The sequence below is a fragment of the Bacillus sp. FSL W8-1127 genome, from assembly GCF_038006725.1.
GTDB lineage: Bacteria > Bacillota > Bacilli > Bacillales > DSM-4216 > Bacillus_O > Bacillus_O smithii.
Genome location: NZ_JBBOVU010000001.1, coordinates 733723 through 759374 on the forward strand (window position 1 = coordinate 733723; position 25652 = coordinate 759374).

24 protein-coding genes, 12 tRNA genes and 3 rRNA genes are annotated in these 25652 nt (G+C 42.8%); 31 read left to right on the plus strand and 8 right to left on the minus strand.

The window, feature by feature from the left end; all coding sequences use genetic code 11:
* Positions 1-124: 124 nt before the first annotated feature.
* Positions 125-901: a yteA family sporulation protein gene (locus NST12_RS03420; protein WP_341102118.1), complete on the plus strand. Its 777-nt coding sequence runs from the start codon at positions 125-127 to the stop codon at positions 899-901.
* 148 nt (positions 902-1049) lie between these two features.
* Positions 1050-1181, plus strand: coding sequence for a hypothetical protein (locus NST12_RS03425; RefSeq protein WP_255288016.1), 132 nt, complete (start codon positions 1050-1052; stop codon positions 1179-1181).
* Positions 1182-1318: 137 nt separating this feature from the next.
* Here NST12_RS03425 and NST12_RS03430 read toward each other — a convergent pair whose 3' ends face one another.
* A complete protein-coding gene (locus tag NST12_RS03430; RefSeq protein WP_270584758.1) occupies positions 1319-1510 on the minus strand; it encodes a YfhD family protein in 192 nt (63 codons plus the stop codon).
* Between the two features lie 168 nt (positions 1511-1678).
* A complete protein-coding gene (locus NST12_RS03435; RefSeq protein WP_341100252.1) occupies positions 1679-1798 on the minus strand; it encodes a YfhE family protein in 120 nt (39 codons plus the stop codon).
* Between the two features lie 133 nt (positions 1799-1931).
* Between NST12_RS03435 and recX the strand changes: the two genes are divergently transcribed.
* Together recX and NST12_RS03445 are read left to right on the plus strand one after the other, a co-directional pair.
* Positions 1932-2738, plus strand: a complete 807-nt coding sequence (gene recX, locus NST12_RS03440; RefSeq protein WP_341100253.1) for a recombination regulator RecX — start codon at positions 1932-1934, stop codon at positions 2736-2738.
* A 310-nt stretch (positions 2739-3048) separates the two neighbouring features.
* A complete protein-coding gene (locus NST12_RS03445; protein WP_003353800.1) occupies positions 3049-3375 on the plus strand; it encodes a YfhH family protein in 327 nt (108 codons plus the stop codon).
* Between the two features lie 718 nt (positions 3376-4093).
* Here the strand turns inward: NST12_RS03445 and NST12_RS03450 are convergent.
* Complete coding sequence (locus NST12_RS03450; protein ID WP_048622738.1) at positions 4094-4261, minus strand: small, acid-soluble spore protein K; 168 nt, start codon at positions 4259-4261, stop codon at positions 4094-4096.
* Between the two features lie 174 nt (positions 4262-4435).
* Complete coding sequence (locus tag NST12_RS03455; protein WP_341100256.1) at positions 4436-5422, minus strand: metal-dependent hydrolase; 987 nt, start codon at positions 5420-5422, stop codon at positions 4436-4438.
* Positions 5423-5699: 277 nt separating this feature from the next.
* Here NST12_RS03455 and mutY point away from each other — a divergent pair, with 277 nt between their 5' ends.
* Complete coding sequence (gene mutY / locus NST12_RS03460; protein WP_327796822.1) at positions 5700-6785, plus strand: A/G-specific adenine glycosylase; 1086 nt, start codon at positions 5700-5702, stop codon at positions 6783-6785.
* Positions 6786-6882: 97 nt separating this feature from the next.
* Here the strand turns inward: mutY and NST12_RS03465 are convergent, their stop codons facing one another.
* On the minus strand, positions 6883-7080 hold the full coding sequence (locus NST12_RS03465) for a cytosolic protein (protein WP_327796815.1): 198 nt from the start codon (positions 7078-7080) through the stop codon (positions 6883-6885).
* A 294-nt stretch (positions 7081-7374) separates the two neighbouring features.
* Between NST12_RS03465 and fabL the strand changes: the two genes are divergently transcribed.
* From fabL to NST12_RS03490, 5 genes are all read left to right on the plus strand, one after another.
* Positions 7375-8124, plus strand: coding sequence for an enoyl-[acyl-carrier-protein] reductase FabL (fabL, locus tag NST12_RS03470; RefSeq protein ID WP_048622741.1), 750 nt, complete (start codon positions 7375-7377; stop codon positions 8122-8124).
* A 70-nt stretch (positions 8125-8194) separates the two neighbouring features.
* Complete coding sequence (locus NST12_RS03475; RefSeq protein ID WP_040341207.1) at positions 8195-8488, plus strand: gamma-type small acid-soluble spore protein; 294 nt, start codon at positions 8195-8197, stop codon at positions 8486-8488.
* A gap of 210 nt (positions 8489-8698) precedes the next feature.
* Positions 8699-8959 (plus strand): YgaB family protein, encoded by a 261-nt coding sequence (locus NST12_RS03480; protein ID WP_048624381.1) that lies wholly within the window; start codon positions 8699-8701, stop codon positions 8957-8959.
* Positions 8960-9095: 136 nt separating this feature from the next.
* Complete coding sequence (ntdP, locus tag NST12_RS03485) at positions 9096-9641, plus strand: nucleoside tri-diphosphate phosphatase (RefSeq protein ID WP_003353809.1); 546 nt, start codon at positions 9096-9098, stop codon at positions 9639-9641.
* A 78-nt stretch (positions 9642-9719) separates the two neighbouring features.
* On the plus strand, positions 9720-11465 hold the full coding sequence (locus tag NST12_RS03490) for an ABC transporter ATP-binding protein (protein WP_341100262.1): 1746 nt from the start codon (positions 9720-9722) through the stop codon (positions 11463-11465).
* An 82-nt stretch (positions 11466-11547) separates the two neighbouring features.
* Here NST12_RS03490 and NST12_RS03495 read toward each other — a convergent pair whose 3' ends face one another.
* Together NST12_RS03495 and NST12_RS03500 are read right to left on the minus strand one after the other, a co-directional pair.
* A complete protein-coding gene (locus tag NST12_RS03495; RefSeq protein ID WP_341100263.1) occupies positions 11548-12633 on the minus strand; it encodes an FUSC family protein in 1086 nt (361 codons plus the stop codon).
* 539 nt (positions 12634-13172) lie between these two features.
* On the minus strand, positions 13173-14474 hold the full coding sequence (locus NST12_RS03500; RefSeq protein ID WP_341100265.1) for a glutamate-1-semialdehyde 2,1-aminomutase: 1302 nt from the start codon (positions 14472-14474) through the stop codon (positions 13173-13175).
* A 237-nt stretch (positions 14475-14711) separates the two neighbouring features.
* Here NST12_RS03500 and NST12_RS03505 point away from each other — a divergent pair, with 237 nt between their 5' ends.
* The 5 genes from NST12_RS03505 to perR all read left to right on the plus strand — a co-directional run bounded on the left by NST12_RS03505 (position 14712) and on the right by perR (position 18108).
* On the plus strand, positions 14712-15110 hold the full coding sequence (locus NST12_RS03505; protein ID WP_003353814.1) for a potassium channel family protein: 399 nt from the start codon (positions 14712-14714) through the stop codon (positions 15108-15110).
* Between the two features lie 184 nt (positions 15111-15294).
* Positions 15295-15765: a thioredoxin-dependent thiol peroxidase gene (gene bcp / locus NST12_RS03510; protein ID WP_003353815.1), complete on the plus strand. Its 471-nt coding sequence runs from the start codon at positions 15295-15297 to the stop codon at positions 15763-15765.
* 298 nt (positions 15766-16063) lie between these two features.
* Positions 16064-17008 carry a D-2-hydroxyacid dehydrogenase gene (locus NST12_RS03515; protein ID WP_341100268.1) on the plus strand — a complete coding sequence of 315 codons (945 nt, stop codon included), beginning with the start codon at positions 16064-16066 and terminating at the stop codon, positions 17006-17008.
* A 2-nt stretch (positions 17009-17010) separates the two neighbouring features.
* Complete coding sequence (locus tag NST12_RS03520) at positions 17011-17562, plus strand: cob(I)yrinic acid a,c-diamide adenosyltransferase (protein ID WP_003353817.1); 552 nt, start codon at positions 17011-17013, stop codon at positions 17560-17562.
* A gap of 105 nt (positions 17563-17667) precedes the next feature.
* A complete protein-coding gene (gene perR, locus NST12_RS03525; protein WP_003353818.1) occupies positions 17668-18108 on the plus strand; it encodes a peroxide-responsive transcriptional repressor PerR in 441 nt (146 codons plus the stop codon).
* A gap of 36 nt (positions 18109-18144) precedes the next feature.
* Here perR and NST12_RS03530 read toward each other — a convergent pair whose 3' ends face one another.
* Entirely contained in the window at positions 18145-18501 is a 357-nt protein-coding gene (locus NST12_RS03530; RefSeq protein ID WP_003353819.1) for a YgzB family protein, read from the minus strand.
* Between the two features lie 133 nt (positions 18502-18634).
* On the opposite strand from NST12_RS03530, the gene NST12_RS03535 reads away from it, so the two are divergent.
* The 16 genes from NST12_RS03535 (at position 18635) to NST12_RS03610 (ending at position 25651) form a co-directional block, all read left to right on the plus strand.
* On the plus strand, positions 18635-19501 hold the full coding sequence (locus NST12_RS03535) for a nucleotidyltransferase-like protein (protein ID WP_341100270.1): 867 nt from the start codon (positions 18635-18637) through the stop codon (positions 19499-19501).
* 218 nt (positions 19502-19719) lie between these two features.
* Positions 19720-21274: ribosomal RNA gene (locus NST12_RS03540) — 16S ribosomal RNA — on the plus strand.
* 135 nt (positions 21275-21409) lie between these two features.
* Positions 21410-24342 (plus strand): 23S ribosomal RNA (locus NST12_RS03545).
* A gap of 125 nt (positions 24343-24467) precedes the next feature.
* A 5S ribosomal RNA gene (gene rrf / locus NST12_RS03550) occupies positions 24468-24583 on the plus strand.
* The 16S, 23S and 5S rRNA genes sit together here with 12 tRNA genes alongside, the layout of an rRNA operon.
* Positions 24584-24591: 8 nt before the next feature.
* Positions 24592-24666, plus strand: a tRNA-Asn gene (locus tag NST12_RS03555).
* A 3-nt stretch (positions 24667-24669) separates the two neighbouring features.
* A tRNA-Ser gene (locus tag NST12_RS03560) sits at positions 24670-24761 on the plus strand.
* A 9-nt stretch (positions 24762-24770) separates the two neighbouring features.
* A tRNA-Glu gene (locus NST12_RS03565) sits at positions 24771-24842 on the plus strand.
* A gap of 8 nt (positions 24843-24850) precedes the next feature.
* Positions 24851-24926, plus strand: a tRNA-Val gene (locus NST12_RS03570).
* A 10-nt stretch (positions 24927-24936) separates the two neighbouring features.
* Positions 24937-25010: transfer RNA gene (locus NST12_RS03575), tRNA-Met, on the plus strand.
* A gap of 59 nt (positions 25011-25069) precedes the next feature.
* A tRNA-Asp gene (locus NST12_RS03580) sits at positions 25070-25145 on the plus strand.
* A 10-nt stretch (positions 25146-25155) separates the two neighbouring features.
* Positions 25156-25231, plus strand: a tRNA-Phe gene (locus tag NST12_RS03585).
* A 4-nt stretch (positions 25232-25235) separates the two neighbouring features.
* Positions 25236-25308, plus strand: a tRNA-Thr gene (locus NST12_RS03590).
* Between the two features lie 5 nt (positions 25309-25313).
* A tRNA-Tyr gene (locus tag NST12_RS03595) sits at positions 25314-25398 on the plus strand.
* 5 nt (positions 25399-25403) lie between these two features.
* Positions 25404-25477 (plus strand) — tRNA-Trp (locus NST12_RS03600).
* Positions 25478-25487: 10 nt separating this feature from the next.
* Positions 25488-25563 (plus strand) — tRNA-His (locus tag NST12_RS03605).
* A 16-nt stretch (positions 25564-25579) separates the two neighbouring features.
* A tRNA-Gln gene (locus NST12_RS03610) sits at positions 25580-25651 on the plus strand.
* Position 25652 lies beyond the last annotated feature (1 nt).

A 25652-nucleotide genomic window follows, 5' to 3' on the forward strand; every position in this document is an offset into this window, starting at 1 on the left:
GGAGAAGGTTGCATAGGTAATGGATTCAAAATGCGGATGATCCATCATGATGGATTCTCATTCCGGGGATGAATGTTTTTCTGGATTGGTTGCATACTACGGAAAGAAGAAAGGAGTGGAAGGGATGCTATCACAAGACCAAATTACCGATTTTCGGGGGCGGCTGTTAGATGCAAAAAAGGATTTAGAAAAAAGGTTACAAATGAACGATCATTATAATCTAGAAAGCGGGCATCCTCACAGTTCGGTGGGCGAACTGTCCAGCTATGATAACCACCCTGGGGATGAAGGTACAGAGCTTTTTGAAAGGGAAAAAGATTTGGCGCTGGACGAGCATTCCCGACTCGAATGGCGGAATATTCGTCGCGCGCTTGATGCCATAGAGAATGGAACGTATGGAATATGTGAGAAATGCGGAAAAGAGATACCGTATGAACGACTGGATGCACTCATAACCGCAACCACATGTAAAGAACATTCACCGGATCAGGAAACATCACGTTCTCGTCCGGTGGAAGAAGAAGTATTAACGCCTCCATTCGGGAAATTTGATGGTGACGATCGAGATGAATCGGTTGCTTTTGATTCGGAAGATTCTTGGCAAGCAGTGGCGGAATGGGGAACTTCAGAAACGCCGTCGGATTTTATTGAATCTCCGCTTCATTATAATGATATGTATATTGAGTCGGAAGAAAATGTTGGATATGTAGAAGATTATGAGAATTTTATCGGAAATAATATTGTTGGAAAAGGGATCAAGGTGTACCCAAATGATCAACATGAGATATTCGAAGAAGCTCTTGACGAGGAAGGAATCATGACTACTTTCGGCGATCTCCATCCTTTTGAACGAGAACCTTATGTCGAAGATAAAAAAAGAAAACGAACCCGTGACGAATAAGAGCGGATTTTTCGTTGTGGTGGATCGCTCCATTATTTTGGCTGCTTTTGAAAAAAGGAAAGCAGCTGTTGATGTTTGTTGAGACAAAACCGTTCAGCATATTTCGTTCAAAAAAGGAAAAAATAAAAAAGGAGGGGGGAATGATCATATGGGAAAAACAAAGGCCGGAAATGCCAACGCGCAGCGCAACAACCAGGCAAAGCAAAAAAACGGTTATCCTAAAATCACTAATTATGCTCAAATGGAAGCAGAAATCATGCGTGAAAAAAAGCGGGATTAAAGGAATTGGAGATGTCTTGTTTTACCAGTTGAATAATTTTAATATAAAGAAAATTATGAATATCCACAATATACACAATCATATTGTGGATATTATTTTGAAGAGCACCAGTCGGGATGGACTGGTGCTTTTTGGTGTTATAGTTTCCTCTTTTGTGAATTTACCCGTTGATCAGCGGCTTCGGATCGTGACTGTGCTTCCAAGTCAGCGTGATCCGCCAATTCTTGTGAATACTCCACATCTCTGCCATCTGTTTTCAAGTTTTTCGGAACTTGAGGAAGCTTTTGTTTATTTTTGTCTCTTGTTTTTTGACTATGTGCGCGGCCCATTTCGAAAACCCCTTTCGTAAAAGTGGCGGCAATAAGCACCGCATTTATACTTTTTCCGAATGGGTTCTTTTTATCCAGGTGTCCCCTTTAGCTTTTAAGGAGAAAGGAAATTTGCCGCTATGCCCGATTGTTTCTGCCAAGTTTCATTTTTTAGCAATAAATATTATATTATCGCTCTTTTTTCGTAAATCTGCCGGCGCGATCTGCCATTTTAAAATCGCGTGCATAGGAAATTTCTTGAGCGCGTGAAAGTGTGCTTTTTATTTTATTTTGCTTTCTCTTATCCAAATTGGATCATCCTTTCGTGGAAAATATTGTTTATTCTTATGTTTTCCTTTTTCTTGAGAGTCATACCAATGGTTTTTACAACAAAGCAAAAAATTTATAATGTTATACAGAGGCGTAAAGAGGTGAAATCAGAGTGAAGGTAATTACGAAAATATCCATCCAGCAAAATAACAAAGAGCGGTACAATATTTTTATCAATGAAGCCTTTGCCTTTAGTGTGGATGAGGCCGTTTTGGCACGTTTCCGACTAAAAAAAGGGATGGAGCTAGAGGAAGAGGACGTTGCTGAAATTTTGCATGCGGATGAGGTTCGAAAAGGCTACAAAGATTCGGTCTATTATTTGGCAAAAAGAATGAGAACCGAGAAAGAAATTCGAGAATTTTTGCGAAAAAAAGAATACAACGACGAGGTCATTGATCTCGTGGTCCAAAAGCTGTATGTACAACATTATCTTGATGATCGCGATTTTGCCAAGGCCTATGTCCAAACTCAAATGAAGACAACAGATAAAGGGCCGATTGTGGTGGCGGGGGAACTGGCGCAAAAAGGCGTGGATCAGAGTATTGTGGAACAAGTGCTGGAGCTGTATGGAAAAGAGGAGCAAGTAAACAAAGCAACAAAACTGATCGGAAAAGTATTTCAACGGAATTCTAATGAAGCTTTTCTTCAAAAAAAGCAAAAAGCGATTCAGCTTTTAAGGCGTAAAGGATTTTCCAGTGAGGTCATTTCCGAAGCGATCGCTGACAATATACAAAAAGACGAGGAAAACGAAAAAGAAGCGCTGTTTTACCAGACGGAAAAGGCATTTAGACGCTATCGGAGCGAAAGCGGGAACGAGCGTCTTCGAAAAGTTCAGCAATATTTGTATCGAAAAGGATTTTCAATGGAAGACATTCAGCAAGCGGTCGAGCAGTTCAAGGAAAAGAATGATTTTATTTGAAAATTGTTCCGCTTCTTTGCTTGCTGGAACGTCCATTTTTAGACAAAGAATACCAAGCTGAGCCAATCTTTTTTATCCTTGAATCCATTCTTGAGAAAAATACTAGCACCACGGCAATTGACATTTTCTTATAATTGGACACGTTATTTTCTTTTATCTTTTTTCATCATTAGCGATTCAAGACAAAGGTGCGGTAAAATGAAAAAGAATTATTGAAAGGGCTATTTGAGGCTTCTTTGAAATTGGTTCTTTCTTTTATGAGTGTTGGTGTATGAACCTATGAGCAAAAAAGTATGGGAGAAGGTGGACAATGGTGGAAAAACGCTACAGCGAAATGAGCGAATATGAATTAAAACAGGAAATCTCTCGTTTAAAAGAAAAAGCCCGCAAGGCCGAACAATTGGGAATGGTGAATGAATTGGCTGTGATGGAGAGGAAGGCGGCAATGGCTGAAGCTTACCTTCTCAATCCGGATGATTTTAAACCGGGTGAAGTATATGAGATTGCAGAAGATCCGGGGAACTATTTTAAAATCGACTATTTAAAAGGAGTTTTCGCTTGGGGGCACCGTCTGAATGGGAGCGGCCAGGAAGAAGCTTTGCCAATTTCGCTTTTAAGACGCAAGTCGGATGCATAATCGAGTAGGAGGGAGCGATTAACTCCCGTCCTCTCACACCACCGTACGTACGGTTCCGTATACGGCGGTTCAATTAAGATAATTGACGCAAGTCTTTATAACTTCCGTGAATAGCTGTTCTCTTTATGCCAGTGGTCACTCCACCCTCCAAGAGGTCTCCCACGGGATTCACCGCTTCCTCCCTCAAGTGAGGTACTACGTTTTCTGTGTTCATCATGACTCACTGAATACCAAGGGCTATTCTCTCTTAATTGTTCGGTCCTTCTTAGTTGTTCTAGACCAACTAATACTATGACCTCTGCTGACTTCTGACGGTTCAGCTACTTATCACTAAGTAGGTTATGAAGAGTACTTCACATATCCGCCAGACCTCCCCGGGTAAGTACATGCACTTTCACACCATCTATCCGCCTCATTTACTCGATATGACCTTCGACAGAAAGAGCTTTGTTTTGTTATGCAAACTCACTCAATCATACCTAGCCTTATATGAGGTTCGTGTTCCTCGGACCGGTGTTTTGCCTCCAGCTTCCTTCAGATTCCGCGTCACCACGGACACCCTTGCTCTTGGCTAACCTCTACTTCTGTCTTCGGGGTTCGGGACTTACACCCTATAGTTCATGTACATGCCGGGCGCACATAAAGACTCCCATCCCAATAGTAAGGGATGGGAGTCGCAGGATTTCATGAAAGAAACGGATTGTAATTGGAAATCGTGCTAAGGCTCATTAGACCATTCTCTTTGGCCTGAAGCTTGCATACGTTCTTGAGGATGCGTGTTGGTTGTTCCGTCCGCCCGCTTTGAAGCGTATTCCGCCTTTGCTCGAGGCTCGCCCTCGAATTTATGGCTGTTTAGGTTCGGGAAATTTTTAGCTTTGTTCCGCATCGCCGTAGCCTCCTTTTTACAAAGAGATCATCCTCTCTTTGCTTTTTTAGTATCGGTAAAATATGAACAAATTATGATATTGCAAGGAAGAAATACATAGTAGAAATCACGGCGACGTCAACTATCTAAGAAGCAGGGAGCGCTTTTTTTCTTTTGTATGAAGAATGTACGTATTTAATGGGAATTCGGGATGAAATCCAATTTTTTTCGCAGTTTTTCTTCGCTGAATACCCATCCGGTATAGGATCCGATGATGTTATAATCTAGATCAAGCTGCACAACGGCGACAAAAGGATAGTGCCCATTGTTTCGATAACGCAAATCGATAAATTTAATTTCATAACAGTCATCATATTTGGACAATTCCCAGCGGTAAACGGGTGAAAAGTTTAGAAAAGCCGATAAGTTTTTATCTTTTTTCGCGGCCTCTAAGAGTGGAGTATCAGGTATAGGCGTTCTTTTGAATTTATCCAAAATGGTAATCGAACGGCGATATCCTCTTGCCACATAGAAATAGTCAGGTGTTTTCACGGCAATCCGCCATATAAAAAAACGGATCGTCGGAGCAATGATAATTTCTTCTGCATCCGGTATCAATTGCCTGACTGCTGAACGGATAGTCTGTTGGACTATAAATCTTACTATATAATAGAATAGGATCAGTACATATATGTTTAAAAACGTGATGCCGGGGTTGAATCCGTTAATCCATAGAATAATCCCGACCACATGAACCGCGAAAATAAAAGGATCAAAAGTATTGATCGTTCCAAGCGCCAGCCATTTGGTGGAAAACGGCCTCAGTGCCTGTGTGCCATATGCGTTAAAAATATCGACTAAAACATGGAGAAAGACTGCTAATTGGGCCCACATCCATAAATGAAACAAATTGACTTCCGGAAAAAGAGGCCCCAATACAGCACAAATCAATAAAGGCCACAATAGAACAGCGGGGATCGAATGGGTAATTCCGCGGTGATTTCGAATATAGACGGCATTGTTCTTCAATTTTAAAATGGTATCGATATCAGGAATTTGTGATCCGACGATAACTGATGCTAAAACAACGTTTGACGAAACGGTGCCATGGGAAATGACAGGATCCAGTGTGGATAAGCCCCCTAGCGCAATTCCCATCACGAAGTGTGTTCCAGTATCCAAAAGGATTTCCTCCTTTGATATCCATCCTTGTTAAAAAAATGATAATGGGAATAAAAACGGATTGCAATGCAAGATATTGCCATTTGAGAAAATTTCAAAAGCTGATGGCGGCCGATTTTGCTTCTTTCCCACAAGCTAATTGAACAACTACCGTTAATGTACTGAACGAAAAGATATTTTGATTCCACGATTGTCTGTGAACGTCTCAATTTAATTTTTTTCATAGCATTCCCATTTTGTCTCAATATTAACATCACGGAGGTAAGCAGTGAAGGGCATGAATTTAAAAGAGATCGATACGGAAAAATTTCAACATGACTTACTGGAATGGTATAAACGTGAAAAAAGGGATCTTCCTTGGAGAAAAGAGCGTGATCCTTATAAAATATGGGTTTCAGAAGTCATGCTTCAGCAGACAAGAGTAGACACCGTGATTCCTTATTTTGAACGGTTTATGGAAAAATTCCCAACTTTAGAAGCCTTGTCGGAAGCTGAGGAAGAACAAGTTTTAAAAGCCTGGGAGGGTTTAGGGTACTATTCAAGAATTCGAAACCTTCATTCGGCAGTGAAAGAAGTAAAGGAAAAATATGGAGGAAAAGTCCCGGATACGTTGGAAGAGATGACTTCTTTAAAAGGTGTAGGCCCGTATACAGCGGGGGCTGTCTTAAGCATTGCATACGGTAAACCTTATCCTGCCGTTGATGGAAATGTCATGAGAGTCGCTTCTAGAATTTTATCTATTTGGGAAGACATTGCTAAACCGGCTTCTCGAAAGATATTTGAAGAAGCCATTCATCATCTTATGTATACGGAAGATCCTTCTTCGTTTAATCAAGCATTAATGGAATTGGGCGCTTTAATTTGTACTCCGACATCTCCGTCTTGTTTATTATGTCCGGTTCGAGAACATTGCCATGCATTTGAAGAAGGGGTTCAAGAAGAACTCCCCGTCAAAACGAGAAAGAAAAACATGAAGCTTGTTCATATCGGAGCTGTTGTTTTGAAAAACAAAGAAGGTAAATTTTTGATCCATAAGCGGGAAGCAACCGGATTACTTGCAAATCTTTGGGAATTCCCTAATTTTGAAATGACCTCATTTTTAGATCCTGAAACGCGACTCCGTAAATTATTGGAAGAAACATACAAAGTAGACTCTTTGATCCATAACGGCACATTTGCAAAAATCCAGCATGTTTTTTCTCATTTGACTTGGGACATTGATGTTTACGCCGGCGAGATACAAAATGAGATACCGGAAGGCGAAAGAGTGAAGCTGGTTGAACCTGAAGAGATTCAGGATTTTGCATTTCCGGTATCCCATCAAAAGATTTGGAAGGAATACAAAAAAACGATGCGAGAATGAGAATCACCCCAAGCATCAGTCTTGGGGTGACGTGAATTCTGTTATTTGACGGTATTTTATTAATCAGAACATCACAAGAAGCATTGTTCGTGTTTATCTAATCGGATTCCGCACCTTTTGTGAGACCGCCGCGCCTCATGATTTCTTCCGTAATTTCACGATGAAGCGTCTGTCCTTCTGCATTTAAATAAGGCATGATTTGTTGGAGAGCGTGATGAAAATAAGAAAGCTCCTCTGTTTTCCATTTGTTTTTTGGCGTCATCGATAATTCTGTCATGTCACGACCGGTATACATTGTACTACCTCCGTTTCCATAAGTACTGTTAGTTTTCAATGAAACAGCTTTTTTTATACGAATGTGGGCATCTAAAAAGAGTTGTCCGACTTTCCAAGAAAAAGTAAAATAGAGGGGATATTCCATGCTGCATAAACGGTCCATCACATCCTCTTCAAGTGTAATGGTAAACGGATAACAACACATTTGACTGACTTTAAGCAGAGAAGAATTTAGAATCTTCATCCGAAGGCAATGATACATAGGCTAACTTGTTTTATAAAAAATGGGAATAGGGAAGAAAGGATGAAAAAAATGAGCAATAAAGTTGCATTAGTAACTGGAAGCAGCCGAGGAATCGGGAAAGCGATTGCGATAGAATTAGCGAGAAAAGGCTATGATGTAGTGGTAAATTATGCTCGCAGCAAATCAAAAGCTTTGGAAACGGCAGAAGAAATTGAAAAACTGGGCCGAAAAGCGCTGGTTGTAAAAGCCAACGTGGGGGATGTCGAAAAAATACGTGATATGTTTCAGCAAATTCAAGAAGAATTTGGCCGTTTGGATGTATTTATTAACAATGCGGCCTCCGGTGTTCAGCGGCCGTTGATGGAGTTGGAAGAGAAGCATTGGGACTGGACCATGGATATTAACAGCAAGGCGCTCCTTTTTTGTGCACAAGAAGCGGCAAAATTGATGGAAATCAATGGAGGAGGAAGCATCGTCAGCATCAGCTCTCTCGGCTCCATCCGCTACTTGGAAAATTATACCGCTGTGGGCGTTTCAAAAGCGGCTGTTGAAGCTTTGACGAGATATCTTGCAGTGGAACTTTCGAAAAAGAATATTGTGGTCAATGCGGTATCAGGCGGCGCCGTTGATACGGAAGCATTAAAGCATTTTCCGAATAGAGAAGACATGCTGGAGGATGCGAAAAAGAATACACCTGCCGGAAGAATGGTGGAAATCGAAGATATTGTGAATACGGTTATGTTTCTGATTTCGAAAGAAGCCTCGATGATTCGCGGACAAACCATTATTGTCGACGGAGGCAGATCATTGCTCGTATAAAAATATTTTTAACTTTGTTTGGATATTTTTCACCTCGATGGACAAATTAATAACCGTGGAGGTGATAATGATGGCAAAACAAAACCAATTCACATCTAACACAAACGCGGAAAAAGTAAAACAACAAAACGCTGCATCTGCTCAAGGATCTAAATTTGGAACAGAATTTGCTTCTGAAACAGATGCACAGCAAGTAAGACAACAAAATGCTGCGTCTGCGAAAAACCAATCTCAATCTCAACAATCTTCTTTTGCGACTGAGTTTGGTTCTGAAACAGATGTGCAAAAAGTGAAACAACAAAATCAACAAGCAGAAAGTCGCAAAGCGCAAAATTCAAGCGGCTCAAATCAACAAAATCAATAAGTACACAAGGGAAGAGATACATAGTTACTATGTGTCTCTTCTTTTTTTAGTTGGAAAAGATGGAATCAATCCCCATTAATGAAATCATCCTGCGAATGAAAAGTTAAAATTTTCGATAAAAATGTTGAAGAACCGACAGAAAAAGAGAAAGGAAAAAGGGCGGCTGGGAAGAAGTTAATAGAGGAGGATGTGACCGTTTGAGGGGTGATGATGATGTTAGATCGTTTTGATGTATTAGTAAAGGAACAAATGAAAACGATGGAGAAACTGTTGTTATTGCAACAGGAAATAGAGCGGTGCCAGCTAATGGAGAAAGAATTAAAAGAACTTCAGGATATTGCCGGAATGGAAAACCTTGAAAGTGAAATGGACGAGATGAGAAAAAAATTAAAGGAAATACAAAAGGTCTTTGAAGCCCAAACGGATGAAGTGATTCGTACTTATCAAGAGCAAACAGGCGTGAAATTATGAGCGGCGGCGAAAACCGTGGCTCTCTTTTGTTTTAATTTTAATGGTGAATCGTTATAATATGAAAGTAGAATTGTTTTTTCCTCCTCTTAGGGAAAAGACTGGTGAAATTTTTTTGATACGAAAGTAGGGGACAATCATGGTATTTCCCGCTGAAGGAGAAACCATTCAAATTCATAGTTATAAACATGACGGCCATATTCATCGGATTTGGGAAGAAACGTTGGTTTTAAAAGCGACAGAACGTCTTGTCATTGGAGGCAATGACCGAACCATCGTTACGGAGTCCGACGGCAGAACATGGATGACAAGAGAGCCGGCCATTTGTTATTTTCATGCTGAGCATTGGTTCAATATTATTTGTATGATAAGAGAAGATGGGATCTATTACTACTGCAATTTAAGTTCTCCGTTTGTTTATGACTATGAAGCGTTAAAGTATATTGATTATGATCTCGACATTAAAGTGTTTCCCGATATGACCTACTCCCTCCTGGATGAAGATGAATACGCTGAACATCGAAAGCAAATGGGTTATCCTGATGTGATTGACCATATTTTAAAGCGGAATGTGGACAAGCTAATCAAATGGATTGAACAGCGCAAAGGTCCATTTGCACCTGATTTTGTAGACATATGGTACGATAAATATCTTTTCTTAAATAAAAGAAGGTATGGGGTCTGATCCTAAAGATGAGTCAGCCCCTTTTTCCATGGAAAAATAAAGAAGAATATTGATTTTTTGATGTAAGGAGGGGGAAATTTGGGAAGCATACGTAGATATATGAATTTTGTAAAACCATACAGGCGAGAAATTATCTCAACTTTGTTTATCGGGGCCATCAAATTTGCCATACCGCTCCTCATTCCGATTTTCATTAAATATGTGATTGATGATATCATAGGAAATCGTGAATTATCCACCGATATCAAAATCCATAAGCTTCTTTTTGTACTGGGAGTCATGTTTTTTATTTTTGTCGTATTGCGGCCGCCTGTTGAATATTTTCGACAATATTTAGCCCAAAGCACTGGAAATAGAGTGTTGTATGATATTCGAGACCGACTCTTTGAGCACATTCAAAAGTTAAGCTTTAAATATTATTCTAATCATCGGGCGGGCGAAGTGATTTCCCGGGTAATTAATGATGTAGAACAGACGAAGGATTTTGTGATTACAGGATTGATGAATATTTGGCTCGATTTGGCAACCATTTTCATCGCTGTTGGACTCATGCTGTCGATGGATGTCAAATTGACCATTGTTTCGCTTTTAGTATTTCCTCTTTATGCTTTTTCCGTCAAATATTTTTTTGGAAATTTAAGAAGACTGACAAGAGTGCGTTCGCAGGCGCTGGCAGAAATGCAAGGTTTTCTGCATGAACGAGTGCAGGGAATGCCTGTTATTAAAAGTTTTGCCATCGAGGACTTTGCCCAAGATCAATTCAAAGACCAAAATTCAAATTTTTTGGATAAAGCCCTCTATCAAACGAATTGGACAGCCAAATCATTTGCAGTCGTGAATACCATTACCGATTTAGCTCCTTTGATTGTCATTGCTTATGCCGGGTTTCAAGTGATTCACGGCCATTTATCAGTCGGAACGATGGCCGCATTTATTTCTTATGTAGATCGTTTATACGATCCTTTAAGAAGGCTTGTCAATTCATCTACCACCTTAACTCAGGCCATAGCTTCCATGGACAGAGTGTTTGAGCTGATCGATGAGAAATATGATATTACGGATCGTCCCAATGCCATTGAATGCAAGGATGTAAAAGGAAATATTGTATTTGATCATGTAAGTTTTGCTTACGATGAAAATGAACCGGAAGTGTTGAAAGATATTGATCTTGAGATTAAAGCGGGTGAGACGGTTGCTCTTGTCGGAATGAGCGGAGGGGGCAAATCTTCGCTAGTAAGCTTGATTTCGCGTTTTTACGATGTGACAAAAGGAAGAATTTTATTGGACGGTGTAGACATTCGCGATTTTAAAGTTCGGAGTTTACGTGATCATATCGGAATGGTGCTTCAAGATAATATTTTGTTCAGCGATTCTGTTAAAAACAATATCCTTCTCGGACGTCCGGATGCAAGTGAAGAAGAAGTGATCGCTGCAGCTAAAGCCGCAAACGCTCATGACTTTATTATGAATTTAGTCGATGGATATGACACGAAAGTGGGCGAAAGAGGGGTAAAGCTTTCAGGCGGGCAAAAACAAAGAGTCGCAATTGCCCGAGTGTTTCTGAAAAATCCTCCCATCTTGATATTGGATGAGGCTACTTCAGCTCTTGATTTAGAAAGCGAACATTTAATTCAAGAGGCACTGGAAAAGTTGGCAAAGGATCGGACCACTTTTATTGTTGCTCATCGGCTTTCTACTATAACTCATGCGGATCGAATTATTTTGATTGAAAATGGCCAAGTCGTTGAATCGGGCACTCACGAAGAACTTATGGAAAAACAAGGGAGCTACTATAAACTCTTTCAAGTGCAACAGCTGAATTAGAATGTAATCATGGGATACAGAAGGACTTTTTGAAACAAAAAAAGAAAAAGTCAGGAGAGAATATTTCGTTTCTTCCTGACTTTTACTCGTTTTCTTCTTTTATTTTCACTTCATTTTCCGACTTATGAAAACTTTGAAAGCTGTGAATCAGCATATCCAGATGCTCCACTTGTTCGCCATACTCTAAGATGGAGGTGACGATGTAGAGCAAATGGAAGGATTGGGTATCCTTGCTTCCGGAGTACTCTTCAATAATTTCGTCTAAAAATGCATCCATAAATTCCTTGCGGTTTAAATACACATCATGGACTTCTTCCAGCTCCGTTTTTTTCTTCGCTTTTCCAACAAACTTCAATAATATTTGCTCATGGTAGCTGATTAACGCATCGAGCATTTCTTGAATTCTTTTTTGAAGTTCCTCTGGAAGCTGCTGGATTTCATTTTCATAATGGTGAAGCCGTTTTAAAATCTCAAAGCTTTTTTTGACAGCAATGATCATTTGCCTGTAAATCACAAGTCGGCGATTTTTCGCAGTATGGCTGATTTTAAATGTATTTCTGTCTTCTTTGTACAATTTATATAACTCGTCCGTTTTGTATAATCGCTCGCTAATCTTGGATATGTCGAGTTTCAACAGTTGATAGTCAGAGGCATTTCGAGTGCTCAAGCGAATCCATTTCAAAATGTCCTCTGTCACGTTGTTTATATGCAAAAAAAGTTTCGTCTCATATTTGGGCGGCATAAAAATTAAATTGACGACAAAAGCGGCTAAAATTCCAAGTATAATGGTTCCAAAACGGAGGAGAGCAAATTGGATAAACTGTTCGTTTTGAACTTCCATAATCGCGATAATGGTCACTAGTGCCAAACCGACCGTATTATCAAGTTTTAATTTTAAAATAATGAGAATCGCGACAATGGAAGCCAGACCGACAAATACGATATGGTTGCCGAAGAAAACGACAGTCAGAATGGCAATGGCAGCACCAATCGCATTTCCTTGAACTTGTTCGACAATGGTTTTATAAGATCGATAAATAGTTGGCTGTATTGCAAAAACGGCTTGTATTCCGGCAAAAACAGGAGATGGCAATTGAAGAGCGCGAGCAATGGCCAACGCAAGGACAATCGCAATTCCTGTTTTTAATATGCGGGCACCAAGCTTCATAGCGCATTTTTCCTTTCTTAAGTTTTTACATGTAATGAAAATTGCTTTTCAAAAACGTCAAACGCTGACCTGGGAATGATATTATCTCCCTTTTTATATGATGTTTGATTTTCTCTATTTATCCCTACTTTGAATGTCCTTTTTTGTGATGGATCGTCTGAAACATTATTGTACTATACAATGGAAAAATAAGAATATCAAGAGATGTAGCCTTTTTTGAAAAATAAAATTTTATCCAGTTTTTGCTTTTCATGAATTGGTCATTCTTGTTTTCTAAAGATAAGTAAAACAAAGCGAAAAACGGCGAGATGATTAAAAGGAACGGTCAAGACGGGAGCAGAAGATTTTTTTGAACCTTAATGGAGTAAATGGAATTAGCGTCTATTTAAAACTGAATAAATTTACTGGCGATTTGCCCTTGACCTCCGTTGGCAAATAGCCGAGAATACCGTTTTTTTACGGGGGATAAGAAAAAGCGCCCTGTCAAAGGACGCTTGCAAACATGATAGCCGTTTCAACATGAAACTACCAGTTGGATATTATTTTATTTCTTGAGACATTTTTTCAAAAGCTCGCTCTACTGCTTGGATGGTTGTCCGGATATCTTCTTCTGTATGAGCGAGAGTAATAAACCAAGCTTCATATTTGGAAGGGGCCAGGTTAATGCCTTGATGAAGCATTAGTTTGAAAAAGCGGGCAAACCGTTCGCCGTCGCTTGCTTGCGCTTGAGTATAGTTTTCGACCTTTTCATCCGTAAAGTATACCGTAAGCGCACCTTTTAAACGGTTAATCGTAATCGGGATTTGATACGTTTGTGCTGCTTTTAAGATTCCTTCTTCCAACATAGCCCCGAGCCGATCGAGGTATTCATAGACACCGTCTTGCTTTAATACTTCCAAGCAGGCAATTCCCGCCAAAATAGAAGCTGGATTTCCGGCCATCGTTCCTGCTTGATAAGCTGGACCGAGAGGAGCTACTTTTTCCATGATATCCACTTTTCCGCCGTAAGCGCCAATTGGAAGGCCTCCGCCGATAATTTTTCCCATGGCTGTTAAATCAGGAATGACTCCCAGCAGATCTTGAGCTCCCCCGTACATAAAGCGGAATGCCGTAATGACTTCATCGAATATAAGCAGAGCGCCTGCTTTGTGCGTTAATTCTTTCACTTGTTCTAAAAATCCCGGCTTCGGCTCTACGATACCAAAGTTTCCGACAATCGGTTCAACTAATACAGCTGCTACTTCATTGCCCCATTTATCAATGGCTTCACGGAACGATTCGACATCGTTGTATGGAACGGTAATGACTTCTTTTGCGATGCTTTCCGGAACGCCCGCTGAATCAGGTGTTCCTAAAGTAGAAGGCCCTGATCCTGCCGCTACTAGCACTAAATCAGAATGTCCGTGATAACATCCTTCGAACTTTATAATTTTGGTTCTTCCGGTGTAGGCTCTTGCGACGCGGATAGTGGTCATTACAGCTTCGGTTCCGCTGTTGACAAAACGAACTTTTTCCAGCGAAGGTATGGCTTCTTTTAACATTTTGGCAAATTTCACTTCAAAAGGAGTCGGCGTTCCGTATAAAACCCCATTTTCCGCTGCTTTTTGAATCGCTTCGGTAATATGGGGGTGGGCATGTCCTGTGATGATAGGACCGTAGGCTGCCAAATAATCAATATATTTATTGCCGTCGACATCCCAAAAATAAGCGCCTTTTGCTTTTTCCATCGCAACAGGTGCTCCGCCGCCGACTGCTTTATAGGAGCGGGACGGACTGTTAACGCCGCCGACGATATGTTCCAGCGCTTCTTTATGTAAACGTTCTGAATGGGTAAAGTCCATAAAAGTATTCCTCCTGCCGTGTCATAACTAATATTAAATGTTTCATATATATTATTACATATTTCCCACCCATTTTCATAAAAATGAAGTTTTCAGCGGCAAGCGTTTCAAAATTTTCACAGATTAACAGCCATTTCATGACCATTCCTCTATCTTCTTCTTTTTCGGTTTAAAAACATTCTATCGGTCTAAGAACGAAAGACATTGGTCGGTGAAAGGTAACGGGAGGGTTATCGGATGCCGTATTTATTAATGGCCGCAGTGATTATTTGTATGACACTAAGTTTGCGCGAATTGTTTGTTCCTTCTAGATGGAAGTATAAAAAATTGTCTTTTGAAAACTTTCTCTTATTGGGATTATTATATGTGACGATCATGATCGGTTTTGGCCTTCTTTATTTGCTTTTAGAAATGCAAGGTTATGCCATTTTGACCGGAAAAGGAACGTACAGCGAAAGTTTTTTCGAAAAGCTCCATACCTCTCTTTATTTCAGCGGTATTACGTTGTTCACAGTCGGTTACGGAGATTTAGTTCCAAACGGTGTAGGGCGCTGGATTGCGCTAGTGGAGGCATGGCTGGGTTATACCATTCCGGCAGCTTTTGTCGTGAAAACTTTCATTGATTGGGAGAAATAATGTGAAACTTCCATCAGCCGAGCGGATGGTTAGTAGGAGTAATTGGATGGATAGGGGGCGTTTCCTCCGTCAAAACATCTTTGGTTTATCCATCTTGGAAGAAAGGAGATTTGCGGGATAAATTCAATTGCAAATTGTTTTAAAATTGGATACGCTAAATTCAAAACGAATGGAGGGATTACATATGACATTGGCAATAGGTGAAGCGGCTCCTGATTTTGAACTTCCGGCCAGCAATGGCGAAAAGGTAAAATTATCGAATTTCAAAGGGAAAAATGTGGTGCTGTATTTTTATCCGAAAGATATGACTCCCGGCTGCACGACAGAAGCGTGTGACTTTCGGGATTATCATGATGAATTTTCCAAATTGAATGCCGTGATTCTGGGAATTAGCACGGATTCTTTGGACAAACATAAAAAATTTATTGAAAAGTACGATTTGCCTTTTTTGCTGTTGGCTGATGAAGACCATCAAGTATGCGAACTTTACGGCGTTTGGAAGTTAAAAAAGAATTTCGGAAAAGAATATATGGGAATCGAGCGTTCGACATTTGTTATTGATCAACAAGGAAGACTTGCAAAAGAATGGAGAAAAGTAAAAGTAAAAGGACATGTTGAAGAAGCGCTGGAATTTATTAAAAATGAGCTCTCGTAGCCTATTTTTAGAATGAGAAGGCAATTGTCCATGCATTATGATTATTAAAACATACTGTAAAGTAAGGGCATACCTCCTCATGAAATAAATGTTTAGGGCCGGATCCACCGGTCCATTTTTCTTTGAACAAAAATATCGGGAGAAAGCAGCTATTCTTACAAATTTGCTTCAGCGCTTTTCTTATTTGTATTTTCTTCCAGTCAATCATGGTAAAATGGGCGTGGAGGCCAATTAACGATAAGAAATCTAAAATTTCCATAACGGAATAGACAAAATCGAGTGGAGAGGAGCAAAAAAAGTGGAAGTTGTTTTTTCATTTTTTCCGCCGGCTGATTTAAGAGAACAATTAATCAATGAATTTCCCGATTGTCATTTTCAATTTTATCGAAAAATTTCTGAAGCGGAATGGAAAAATGCTGAAGTCATCGTCACATACGGCGAAGATTTGTCAGAAAAAATCATTCATTCATCGCCGCGTCTACGATGGATTATGGTTTGTTCGGCAGGCCTTGAAAAAATGCCGTTTCAAGCTATCAAAGAAAAGAATATCCTCGTGACAAATGCCAAGGGAATTCATAAAATCCCAATGGCTGAATTCACATTAGGTCTCATGCTCCAACATGCTAAAAGATACCCTGAGCTCGCTGATTTCGAAAAACAAAGAGTTTGGAATAAAAAACTGCCTTTGCAAGAATTGGCGGAAAAAGAAGTGCTTGTATTGGGGACGGGTGCCATCGGAAGCGAAATTGGCAGGCTTTCCAAAGCATTTCGAATGAAAACAAGCGGAGTTAATCGAAGCGGGAAACCAGTGGACTATTTTGATCGCATCTATACGTTTCAAGATTGGAACATTGCGCTTGGCACGGCCGATTTCATTGTCTCTGTCCTTCCAAGCACGCCGGAAACCCGTTATCTTTTAAGGGAAAATCACTTTCAAAGCATGAAAGACACAGCTGTCTTTATCAATATCGGGCGGGGAGACCTTGTAGAAGAAAAAGTGTTGTTAAATGCTGCAAAACAGAATCAAGTGGCCCATATTTATTTGGACGTTTTTGAAAAAGAACCCCTTCCCCCGGAACATGAATTTTGGACATTGAATAATATTACGGTAACGCCGCATATATCAGCGATGTCGAAAAATTACTTGCCAAGAGCGTTTGAAATATTAAAACACAACTTATCTACATATATTACAGGAAGAAAAGATTTTTGGAATGTGGTCGATCTGGACAGGGGGTACTAGCGTTGAAAATTTATACGAAGACAGGAGATAAAGGAACAACTTCGCTTATCTACGGGCAAAGAGTTTCAAAAACCGATGCCCGCGTAGAAGCATATGGGACATGCGATGAGGCGAATACGCTCATTGGTTTATCGCTTAGCTATTTCGTACATGAATCATTTGACGGAAAAGAAGAAGTAGCAAATGTTTTACAGCAAATTCAAACAGAACTTTTTTACGTTGGTGCAGAATTGGCTACTCCTCCCGAAAAAGAAGTGAAGTGGAAATTAAAAGAAAATAATATCCAATTTCTCGAAAAGATGATTGATCAATGGGATGGGAAATTGGAACCATTAAATAATTTTATTTTGCCCGGGGGCCATCCCGCGGGAGCCGCGCTTCATGCAGCCCGTTCAGTTGTCAGAAGAGCAGAACGAAAAGCGGTAAAAGTAGAAAAGGTAAATCCTCTTGTTCTGGCTTATTTAAATCGACTTTCCGATCTATTGTTTGTCGCAGCAAGATATATAAACGCTAAACTTGGGCAAAAAGAGAAGAAACTTTCTATAGAATCATGAGAATTTTGGATTGAAAACATTGACAAAATCACTATTTCATTAGTACACTTATTATAAAGATTACAAATTGAGAACGATTTTTATGTTAAAGTGAGGTGCATGACGGTGGCGCAGGAACATCTTAAAGAAGCTTTAGAAACGTTAAAAGATTCTGGAGTACGTATAACTCCTCAGCGTCATGCAATACTTGAATACCTGGTCCAATCCATGTCACACCCAACTGCAGATGAAATTTATAAAGCGTTAGAAGGTAAATTTCCCAATATGAGTGTGGCAACCGTTTATAATAATTTGCGAGTGTTTCGTGAAGTTGGATTAGTGAAAGAGCTGACTTATGGCGATTCATCCAGCAGATTTGATTTTGTAACAACTGACCATTACCATGTCATTTGTGAAGAGTGCGGCAAAATTGTCGATTTTCACTATCCAGGACTGGACGAGGTTGAACAATTTGCTTCGCATGTTACTGGTTTTAAAGTTAGTCACCATCGGATGGAGATTTACGGGATTTGTCCGGAATGCAGTGCCAAAAAAGAAGTTCATTAAAAAGAATTGTTCTAAAAAGGAACAATTCTTTTTTTGCTATTTATTTCGTTTTTTTCGATTGTACTCCTCATTAAACTCTTTGCCCTCCAAAGAAGGATCGAGCGTAAGGGGCTCTCGGCAATACATGCACATATCTACTCTGCCAAGCATTTTTGTTTGTTTTCTACAGTTTGGACAAACCACCACAACCGCCCTTGTCGAAAGCATTCCAATCCAAAAATACACAACGACACTCGCCATAATGCTTAAAAATCCCAGCATCATAAAAATCGTCATGATCAATGGATGATTTCGAAAAAATAAACCTATGTACATTATCAAAAAACCGATAAAAATTAACGAAAGTGCAAAAGTTCGAATACGGTTAATCTTACTTTTATAATTTTTGGCCATCCCATCCCCTCCTAACGTAACTATATCATACTTTACGCTTTGAAGTCGGTTAATGTTTTAAAAGGAATAGAAGGAAAATCAGCAGTTTTTGTCGAAATTAGTAGAATGAAAAAATTTAATGGAGGAATTTTTTATGGAGGATATCCTTCGGCCCATTTATCAAGAGAGAGCGAGCTCAAAAAATACGCTTGGCATTTTATCCATCGAAAAAAGAGAAGGATGGAATTATCGAGAAGAAACATTTGACAACATTTTATTAGTAATTGCAAAAGAAGTCGAAAAAAATTTGCTGGTTAAACATTATGCATATCAAGATAAGAAAGCCGCTCTCTATATTGTGGACGAAGAGCAGTTGAAGGAATGGCTTCTTTTAGGAACGAATCGAAAAATATTGAACTGGCTTTCCGATGGGAAAATTGTGTTTGACCGGAATGACTATGTTCATCGATTGAAAAATGAGTTGCGAGAATCTTCTGCAAATGAAAGAAATTTGAAAATGGCGATTGAATTTTCAAAGATTATCAAGTCCTACACAGATGGAAAAGCATTTTTTCATAACGGGCATTACATGGATGCATATCATCATATTTCCCGCTCTCTTTATCATTTAGCATGCTTGGCGATCATCGAAAAAGGATTTCAACCGGAGCAGACAATGTGGGATCAAGTGAAACAATTGAATCCTGAAATTTACAAACTATACGAAGAACTGCTGACCAGCAATGAAAATATAGAAAAACGGTTGGAACTTCTTTTCTTGGCGAGTGAATTTCTTATTCATTCGCATACGGAATCTGGTGTTTCTCATTTTCTAAATGTTTTAAGAAAAAAAGACTACTGGTCTATTGATGATTTGATAAACCATCCGGAAGTAAAATATTACGCTATCGATTTGGAAACCCTCTTGGAGTATTTAATTCATCAAAATTATGTGCGGATTGTTCAGGCAGAAACGAAAGGAATTCATATTTATCATCGATTCTATAAAATTTTTTCATAAAAACAAAAAAAGTGATTGACGTAATTATGTTTTCTTGTTATAGTAATAAACGTCGCTGCTGGATGTGATTGAAAACAGTAGCGGCTCAAAAAAATATTGACAGTGACTTTAGTTGTATGATATTATTGAAAAGTCGCTATCATTAGATGGATCCTTGAAAACTGAACAAAACGAAGCGTAAACCAATGTTTCAATCGAAACAAGCCAAGTCGAATTTCTTTTTGGAGAGTTTGATCCTGGCTCAGGACGAACGCTGGCGGCGTGCCTAATACATGCAAGTCGAGCGGACTTTCAAGAAGCTTGCTTTTTGAAAGTTAGCGGCGGACGGGTGAGTAACACGTGGGCAACCTGCCTGCAAGACGGGGATAACTCCGGGAAACCGGGGCTAATACCGGATAATATCTTCCTTCGCATGAAGGAAGGTTGAAAGGCGGCGCAAGCTGCCGCTTGCAGATGGGCCCGCGGCGCATTAGCTAGTTGGTGAGGTAACGGCTCACCAAGGCGACGATGCGTAGCCGACCTGAGAGGGTGATCGGCCACACTGGGACTGAGACACGGCCCAGACTCCTACGGGAGGCAGCAGTAGGGAATCTTCCGCAATGGACGAAAGTCTGACGGAGCAACGCCGCGTGAGCGAAGAAGGTCTTCGGATCGTAAAGCTCTGTTGTCAGGGAAGAACAAGTACCGTTCGAACAGGGCGGTACCTTGACGGTACCTGACCAGAAAGCCACGGCTAACTACGTGCCAGCAGCCGCGGTAATACGTAGGTGGCAAGCGTTGTCCGGAATTATTGGGCGTAAAGCGCGCGCAGGCGGTCTCTTAAGTCTGATGTGAAAGCCCACGGCTCAACCGTGGAGGGTCATTGGAAACTGGGAGACTTGAGTGCAGAAGAGGAGAGCGGAATTCCACGTGTAGCGGTGAAATGCGTAGAGATGTGGAGGAACACCAGTGGCGAAGGCGGCTCTCTGGTCTGTAACTGACGCTGAGGCGCGAAAGCGTGGGGAGCGAACAGGATTAGATACCCTGGTAGTCCACGCCGTAAACGATGAGTGCTAAGTGTTAGAGGGCTTCCACCCTTTAGTGCTGCAGCTAACGCATTAAGCACTCCGCCTGGGGAGTACGGCCGCAAGGCTGAAACTCAAAGGAATTGACGGGGGCCCGCACAAGCGGTGGAGCATGTGGTTTAATTCGAAGCAACGCGAAGAACCTTACCAGGTCTTGACATCCTTCGCTACCTCTAGAGATAGAGGGTTCCCCTTCGGGGGACGGAGTGACAGGTGGTGCATGGTTGTCGTCAGCTCGTGTCGTGAGATGTTGGGTTAAGTCCCGCAACGAGCGCAACCCTTGACCTTAGTTGCCAGCATTCAGTTGGGCACTCTAAGGTGACTGCCGGTGACAAACCGGAGGAAGGTGGGGATGACGTCAAATCATCATGCCCCTTATGACCTGGGCTACACACGTGCTACAATGGATGGTACAAAGGGTCGCGAAACCGCGAGGTGGAGCTAATCCCAAAAAACCATTCTCAGTTCGGATTGCAGGCTGCAACTCGCCTGCATGAAGCCGGAATCGCTAGTAATCGCGGATCAGCATGCCGCGGTGAATACGTTCCCGGGCCTTGTACACACCGCCCGTCACACCACGAGAGTTTGCAACACCCGAAGTCGGTGAGGTAACCCTTACGGGAGCCAGCCGCCGAAGGTGGGGCAGATGATTGGGGTGAAGTCGTAACAAGGTAGCCGTATCGGAAGGTGCGGCTGGATCACCTCCTTTCTAGGGATATTCTTAAGTACGCTTTCGTTTTGTTCAGTTTTGAAGGATTTCATCCTTCCAAGTTGTTCCTTGAAAACTAGATAGAAAAAAGAAGCAGCATAAACCGAGTATCGCCATCTAGGATAAAACCAACATGGTTAAGTTAGAAAGGGCGCACGGTGGATGCCTTGGCACTAGGAGCCGATGAAGGACGGGACTAACTCCGAAAAGCTCCGGGGAGCTGTACGTAAGCGTTGATCCGGAGATTTCCGAATGGGGAAACCCGCTGCCCGTAATGGGGCAGCATCCTTGCCTGAATCCATAGGGTAAGGAAGGCAACCCGGGGAACTGAAACATCTAAGTACCCGGAGGAAGAGAAAGCAACAGCGATTCCCTGAGTAGCGGCGAGCGAAACGGGAACAGCCCAAACCAGAAGGCTTGCCTTCTGGGGTTGTAGGACACCAATCGTGGAGTTACAAAGGAACGAGGTAGACGAAGAGGTCTGGAAAGGCCCGTCAGAGAAGGTAACAACCCTGTAGTCGAAACTTCGTTCCCTCCCTGGTGGATCCTGAGTACGGCGGGACACGAGGAATCCCGTCGGAAGCTGGGAGGACCATCTCCCAAGGCTAAATACTCCCTAGTGACCGATAGTGAACCAGTACCGTGAGGGAAAGGTGAAAAGCACCCCGGGAGGGGAGTGAAAGAGAACCTGAAACCGTGTGCCTACAAGTAGTCAGAGCCCGTTTACGGGTGATGGCGTGCCTTTTGTAGAATGAACCGGCGAGTTGCGATCTCATGCGAGGTTAAGTCGGAAAGACGGAGCCGCAGCGAAAGCGAGTCTGAACAGGGCGCATGAGTATGGGGTCGCAGACCCGAAACCAGGTGATCTACCCATGTCCAGGGTGAAGGTGAGGTAACACTTACTGGAGGCCCGAACCCACGCACGTTGAAAAGTGCGGGGATGAGGTGTGGGTAGGGGTGAAATTCCAATCGAACTTGGAGATAGCTGGTTCTCTCCGAAATAGCTTTAGGGCTAGCCTCAAGGAAAGAGTCTTGGAGGTAGAGCACTGTTTGGACTAGGGGCCCTCATCGGGTTACCGAATTCAGACAAACTCCGAATGCCAGTGACTTATCCTTGGGAGTCAGACTGCGAGTGATAAGATCCGTGGTCAAAAGGGAAACAGCCCAGACCGCCAGCTAAGGTCCCAAAGTATATGTTAAGTGGAAAAGGATGTGGAATTGCTTAGACAACCAGGATGTTGGCTTAGAAGCAGCCACCATTTAAAGAGTGCGTAATAGCTCACTGGTCGAGTGATTCTGCGCCGAAAATGTACCGGGGCTAAACGTATCACCGAAGCTGCGGGTGGACACCTTCGGGTGTCCGCGGTAGGAGAGCGTTCTAAGGGCAGAGAAGCCAGACCGGAAGGACTGGTGGAGCGCTTAGAAGTGAGAATGCCGGTATGAGTAGCGAAAGAAGGGTGAGAATCCCTTCCACCGAATGCCTAAGGTTTCCTGAGGAAGGCTCGTCCTCTCAGGGTTAGTCGGGACCTAAGCCGAGGCCGACAGGCGTAGGCGATGGACAACAGGTTGATATTCCTGTACCACCTCTTTTCCGTTTGAGCGATGGGGGGACGCAGGAGGATAGGGTAAGCGCACTGCTGGATGTGCGTCCAAGCAGTAAGAGGGGCAGCGAGGCAAATCCCGTTGCCACTAACCTCAAGCTGTGACGGCGAGGGAAATATAGTACCGAAGTTCCTGATTCCACACTGCCAAGAAAAGCCTCTAGCGAGGAAAAAGGTGCCCGTACCGCAAACCGACACAGGTAGGCGAGGAGAGAATCCTAAGGTGTGCGAGAGAACTCTCGTTAAGGAACTCGGCAAAATGACCCCGTAACTTCGGGAGAAGGGGTGCTTTTTGGGGTGCATAGCCCCGAGAAGCCGCAGTGAATAGGCCCAGGCGACTGTTTAGCAAAAACACAGGTCTCTGCGAAGCCGTAAGGCGAAGTATAGGGGCTGACGCCTGCCCGGTGCTGGAAGGTTAAGGGGAGCGCTTAAAGCTTTGCTTGAAGGTGCGAACCGAAGCCCCAGTAAACGGCGGCCGTAACTATAACGGTCCTAAGGTAGCGAAATTCCTTGTCAGGTAAGTTCTGACCCGCACGAAAGGCGTAACGATCTGGGCACTGTCTCAACGAGAGACTCGGTGAAATTATAGTACCTGTGAAGATGCAGGTTACCCGCGACAGGACGGAAAGACCCCGTGGAGCTTTACTGCAGCCTGATATTGAATTTTGGTACAGCTTGTACAGGATAGGTAGGAGCCTGAGAGACATGAGCGCCAGCTTGTGTGGAGGCGCCGGTGGGATACTACCCTGGCTGTACTGAAATTCTAACCCGCACCCCTGATCGGGGTGGGAGACAGTGTCAGGTGGGCAGTTTGACTGGGGCGGTCGCCTCCTAAAAGGTAACGGAGGCGCCCAAAGGTTCCCTCAGAATGGTTGGAAATCATTCGCAGAGTGCAAAGGCAGAAGGGAGCTTGACTGCGAGACCTACAAGTCGAGCAGGGACGAAAGTCGGGCTTAGTGATCCGGTGGTTCCGTATGGAAGGGCCATCGCTCAACGGATAAAAGCTACCCCGGGGATAACAGGCTTATCTCCCCCAAGAGTCCACATCGACGGGGAGGTTTGGCACCTCGATGTCGGCTCATCGCATCCTGGGGCTGTAGTCGGTCCCAAGGGTTGGGCTGTTCGCCCATTAAAGCGGTACGCGAGCTGGGTTCAGAACGTCGTGAGACAGTTCGGTCCCTATCCGTCGCGGGCGCAGGAAATTTGAGAGGAGCTGTCCTTAGTACGAGAGGACCGGGATGGACGCACCGCTGGTGTACCAGTTGTCTCGCCAGAGGCATCGCTGGGTAGCTATGTGCGGAAGGGATAAGTGCTGAAAGCATCTAAGCATGAAGCCCCCCTCAAGATGAGATTTCCCATTTCTTCGGAAAGTAAGATCCCTGAAAGATGATCAGGTAGATAGGTCCGAGGTGGAAGCGTGGTGACACGTGGAGCTGACGGATACTAATCGATCGAGGACTTAACCAAATGAAAGAGCGAGATCGGTGTATACTGCTTCTTCTATCTAGTTTTGAAGGAATAATTTTTTCCTAAATATCCATTTGTTATTGCAATCTTCATAATTTATGTTATAATATTACCCGTCTTGAACGTCTGGTGACAATGGCGAAGAGGTCACACCCGTTCCCATCCCGAACACGGAAGTTAAGCTCTTCAGCGCCGATGGTAGTGAGGGGATTCCCCTTGCGAGAGTAGGACGTTGCCAGGCGATATTGTTCCGCAGTAGCTCAGTGGTAGAGCAATCGGCTGTTAACCGATCGGTCGTAGGTTCGAATCCTACCTGCGGAGCCATATGGAGAGCTGTCCGAGTGGTCGAAGGAGCACGATTGGAAATCGTGTAGACGGTTAACGCTGTCTCAAGGGTTCGAATCCCTTGCTCTCCGCCATTATAAGTTGGCCCGTTGGTCAAGTGGTTAAGACACCGCCCTTTCACGGCGGTAACACGGGTTCGAATCCCGTACGGGTCATTCTCAATGGAGGTTTAGCTCAGCTGGGAGAGCACTTGCCTTACAAGCAAGGGGTCGGCGGTTCGATCCCGTCAACCTCCACCATCTATATCGTCGCGGGGTGGAGCAGTCTGGTAGCTCGTCGGGCTCATAACCCGAAGGTCGCAGGTTCAAATCCTGCCCCCGCAATTGAATGACATAGTATTTCTTTCATACATACTCAACGTGTCAGCATATCTTAAAACAAAGGTCCCGTAGTGTAGCGGTTATCACGCCTGCCTGTCACGCAGGAGATCGCGGGTTCGATTCCCGTCGGGACCGCCATAAAATCATCGGCTCGGTAGCTCAGTCGGTAGAGCAAAGGACTGAAAATCCTTGTGTCGGCGGTTCGATTCCGTCCCGAGCCACCATGTTGCCGGCTTAGCTCAATTGGTAGAGCAACTGACTTGTAATCAGTAGGTTGTGGGTTCAAGTCCTACAGCCGGCATCAGTGGAGGGGTAGCGAAGTGGCTAAACGCGGCGGACTGTAAATCCGCTCCCTCTGGGTTCGGCGGTTCGAATCCGTCCCCCTCCACCATTCATAGGGGCATAGTTTAACGGTAGAACAGAGGTCTCCAAAACCTCCGGTGTGGGTTCGATTCCTACTGCCCCTGCCATATTATAATGGCGGCTATGGCGAAGTGGTTAACGCATCGGATTGTGGCTCCGACATTCGTGGGTTCGATTCCCACTAGTCGCCCCATATTAAAAGGAATCATTGGGCTATAGCCAAGCGGTAAGGCAACGGACTTTGACTCCGTCATGCGCTGGTTCGAATCCAGCTAGCCCAGT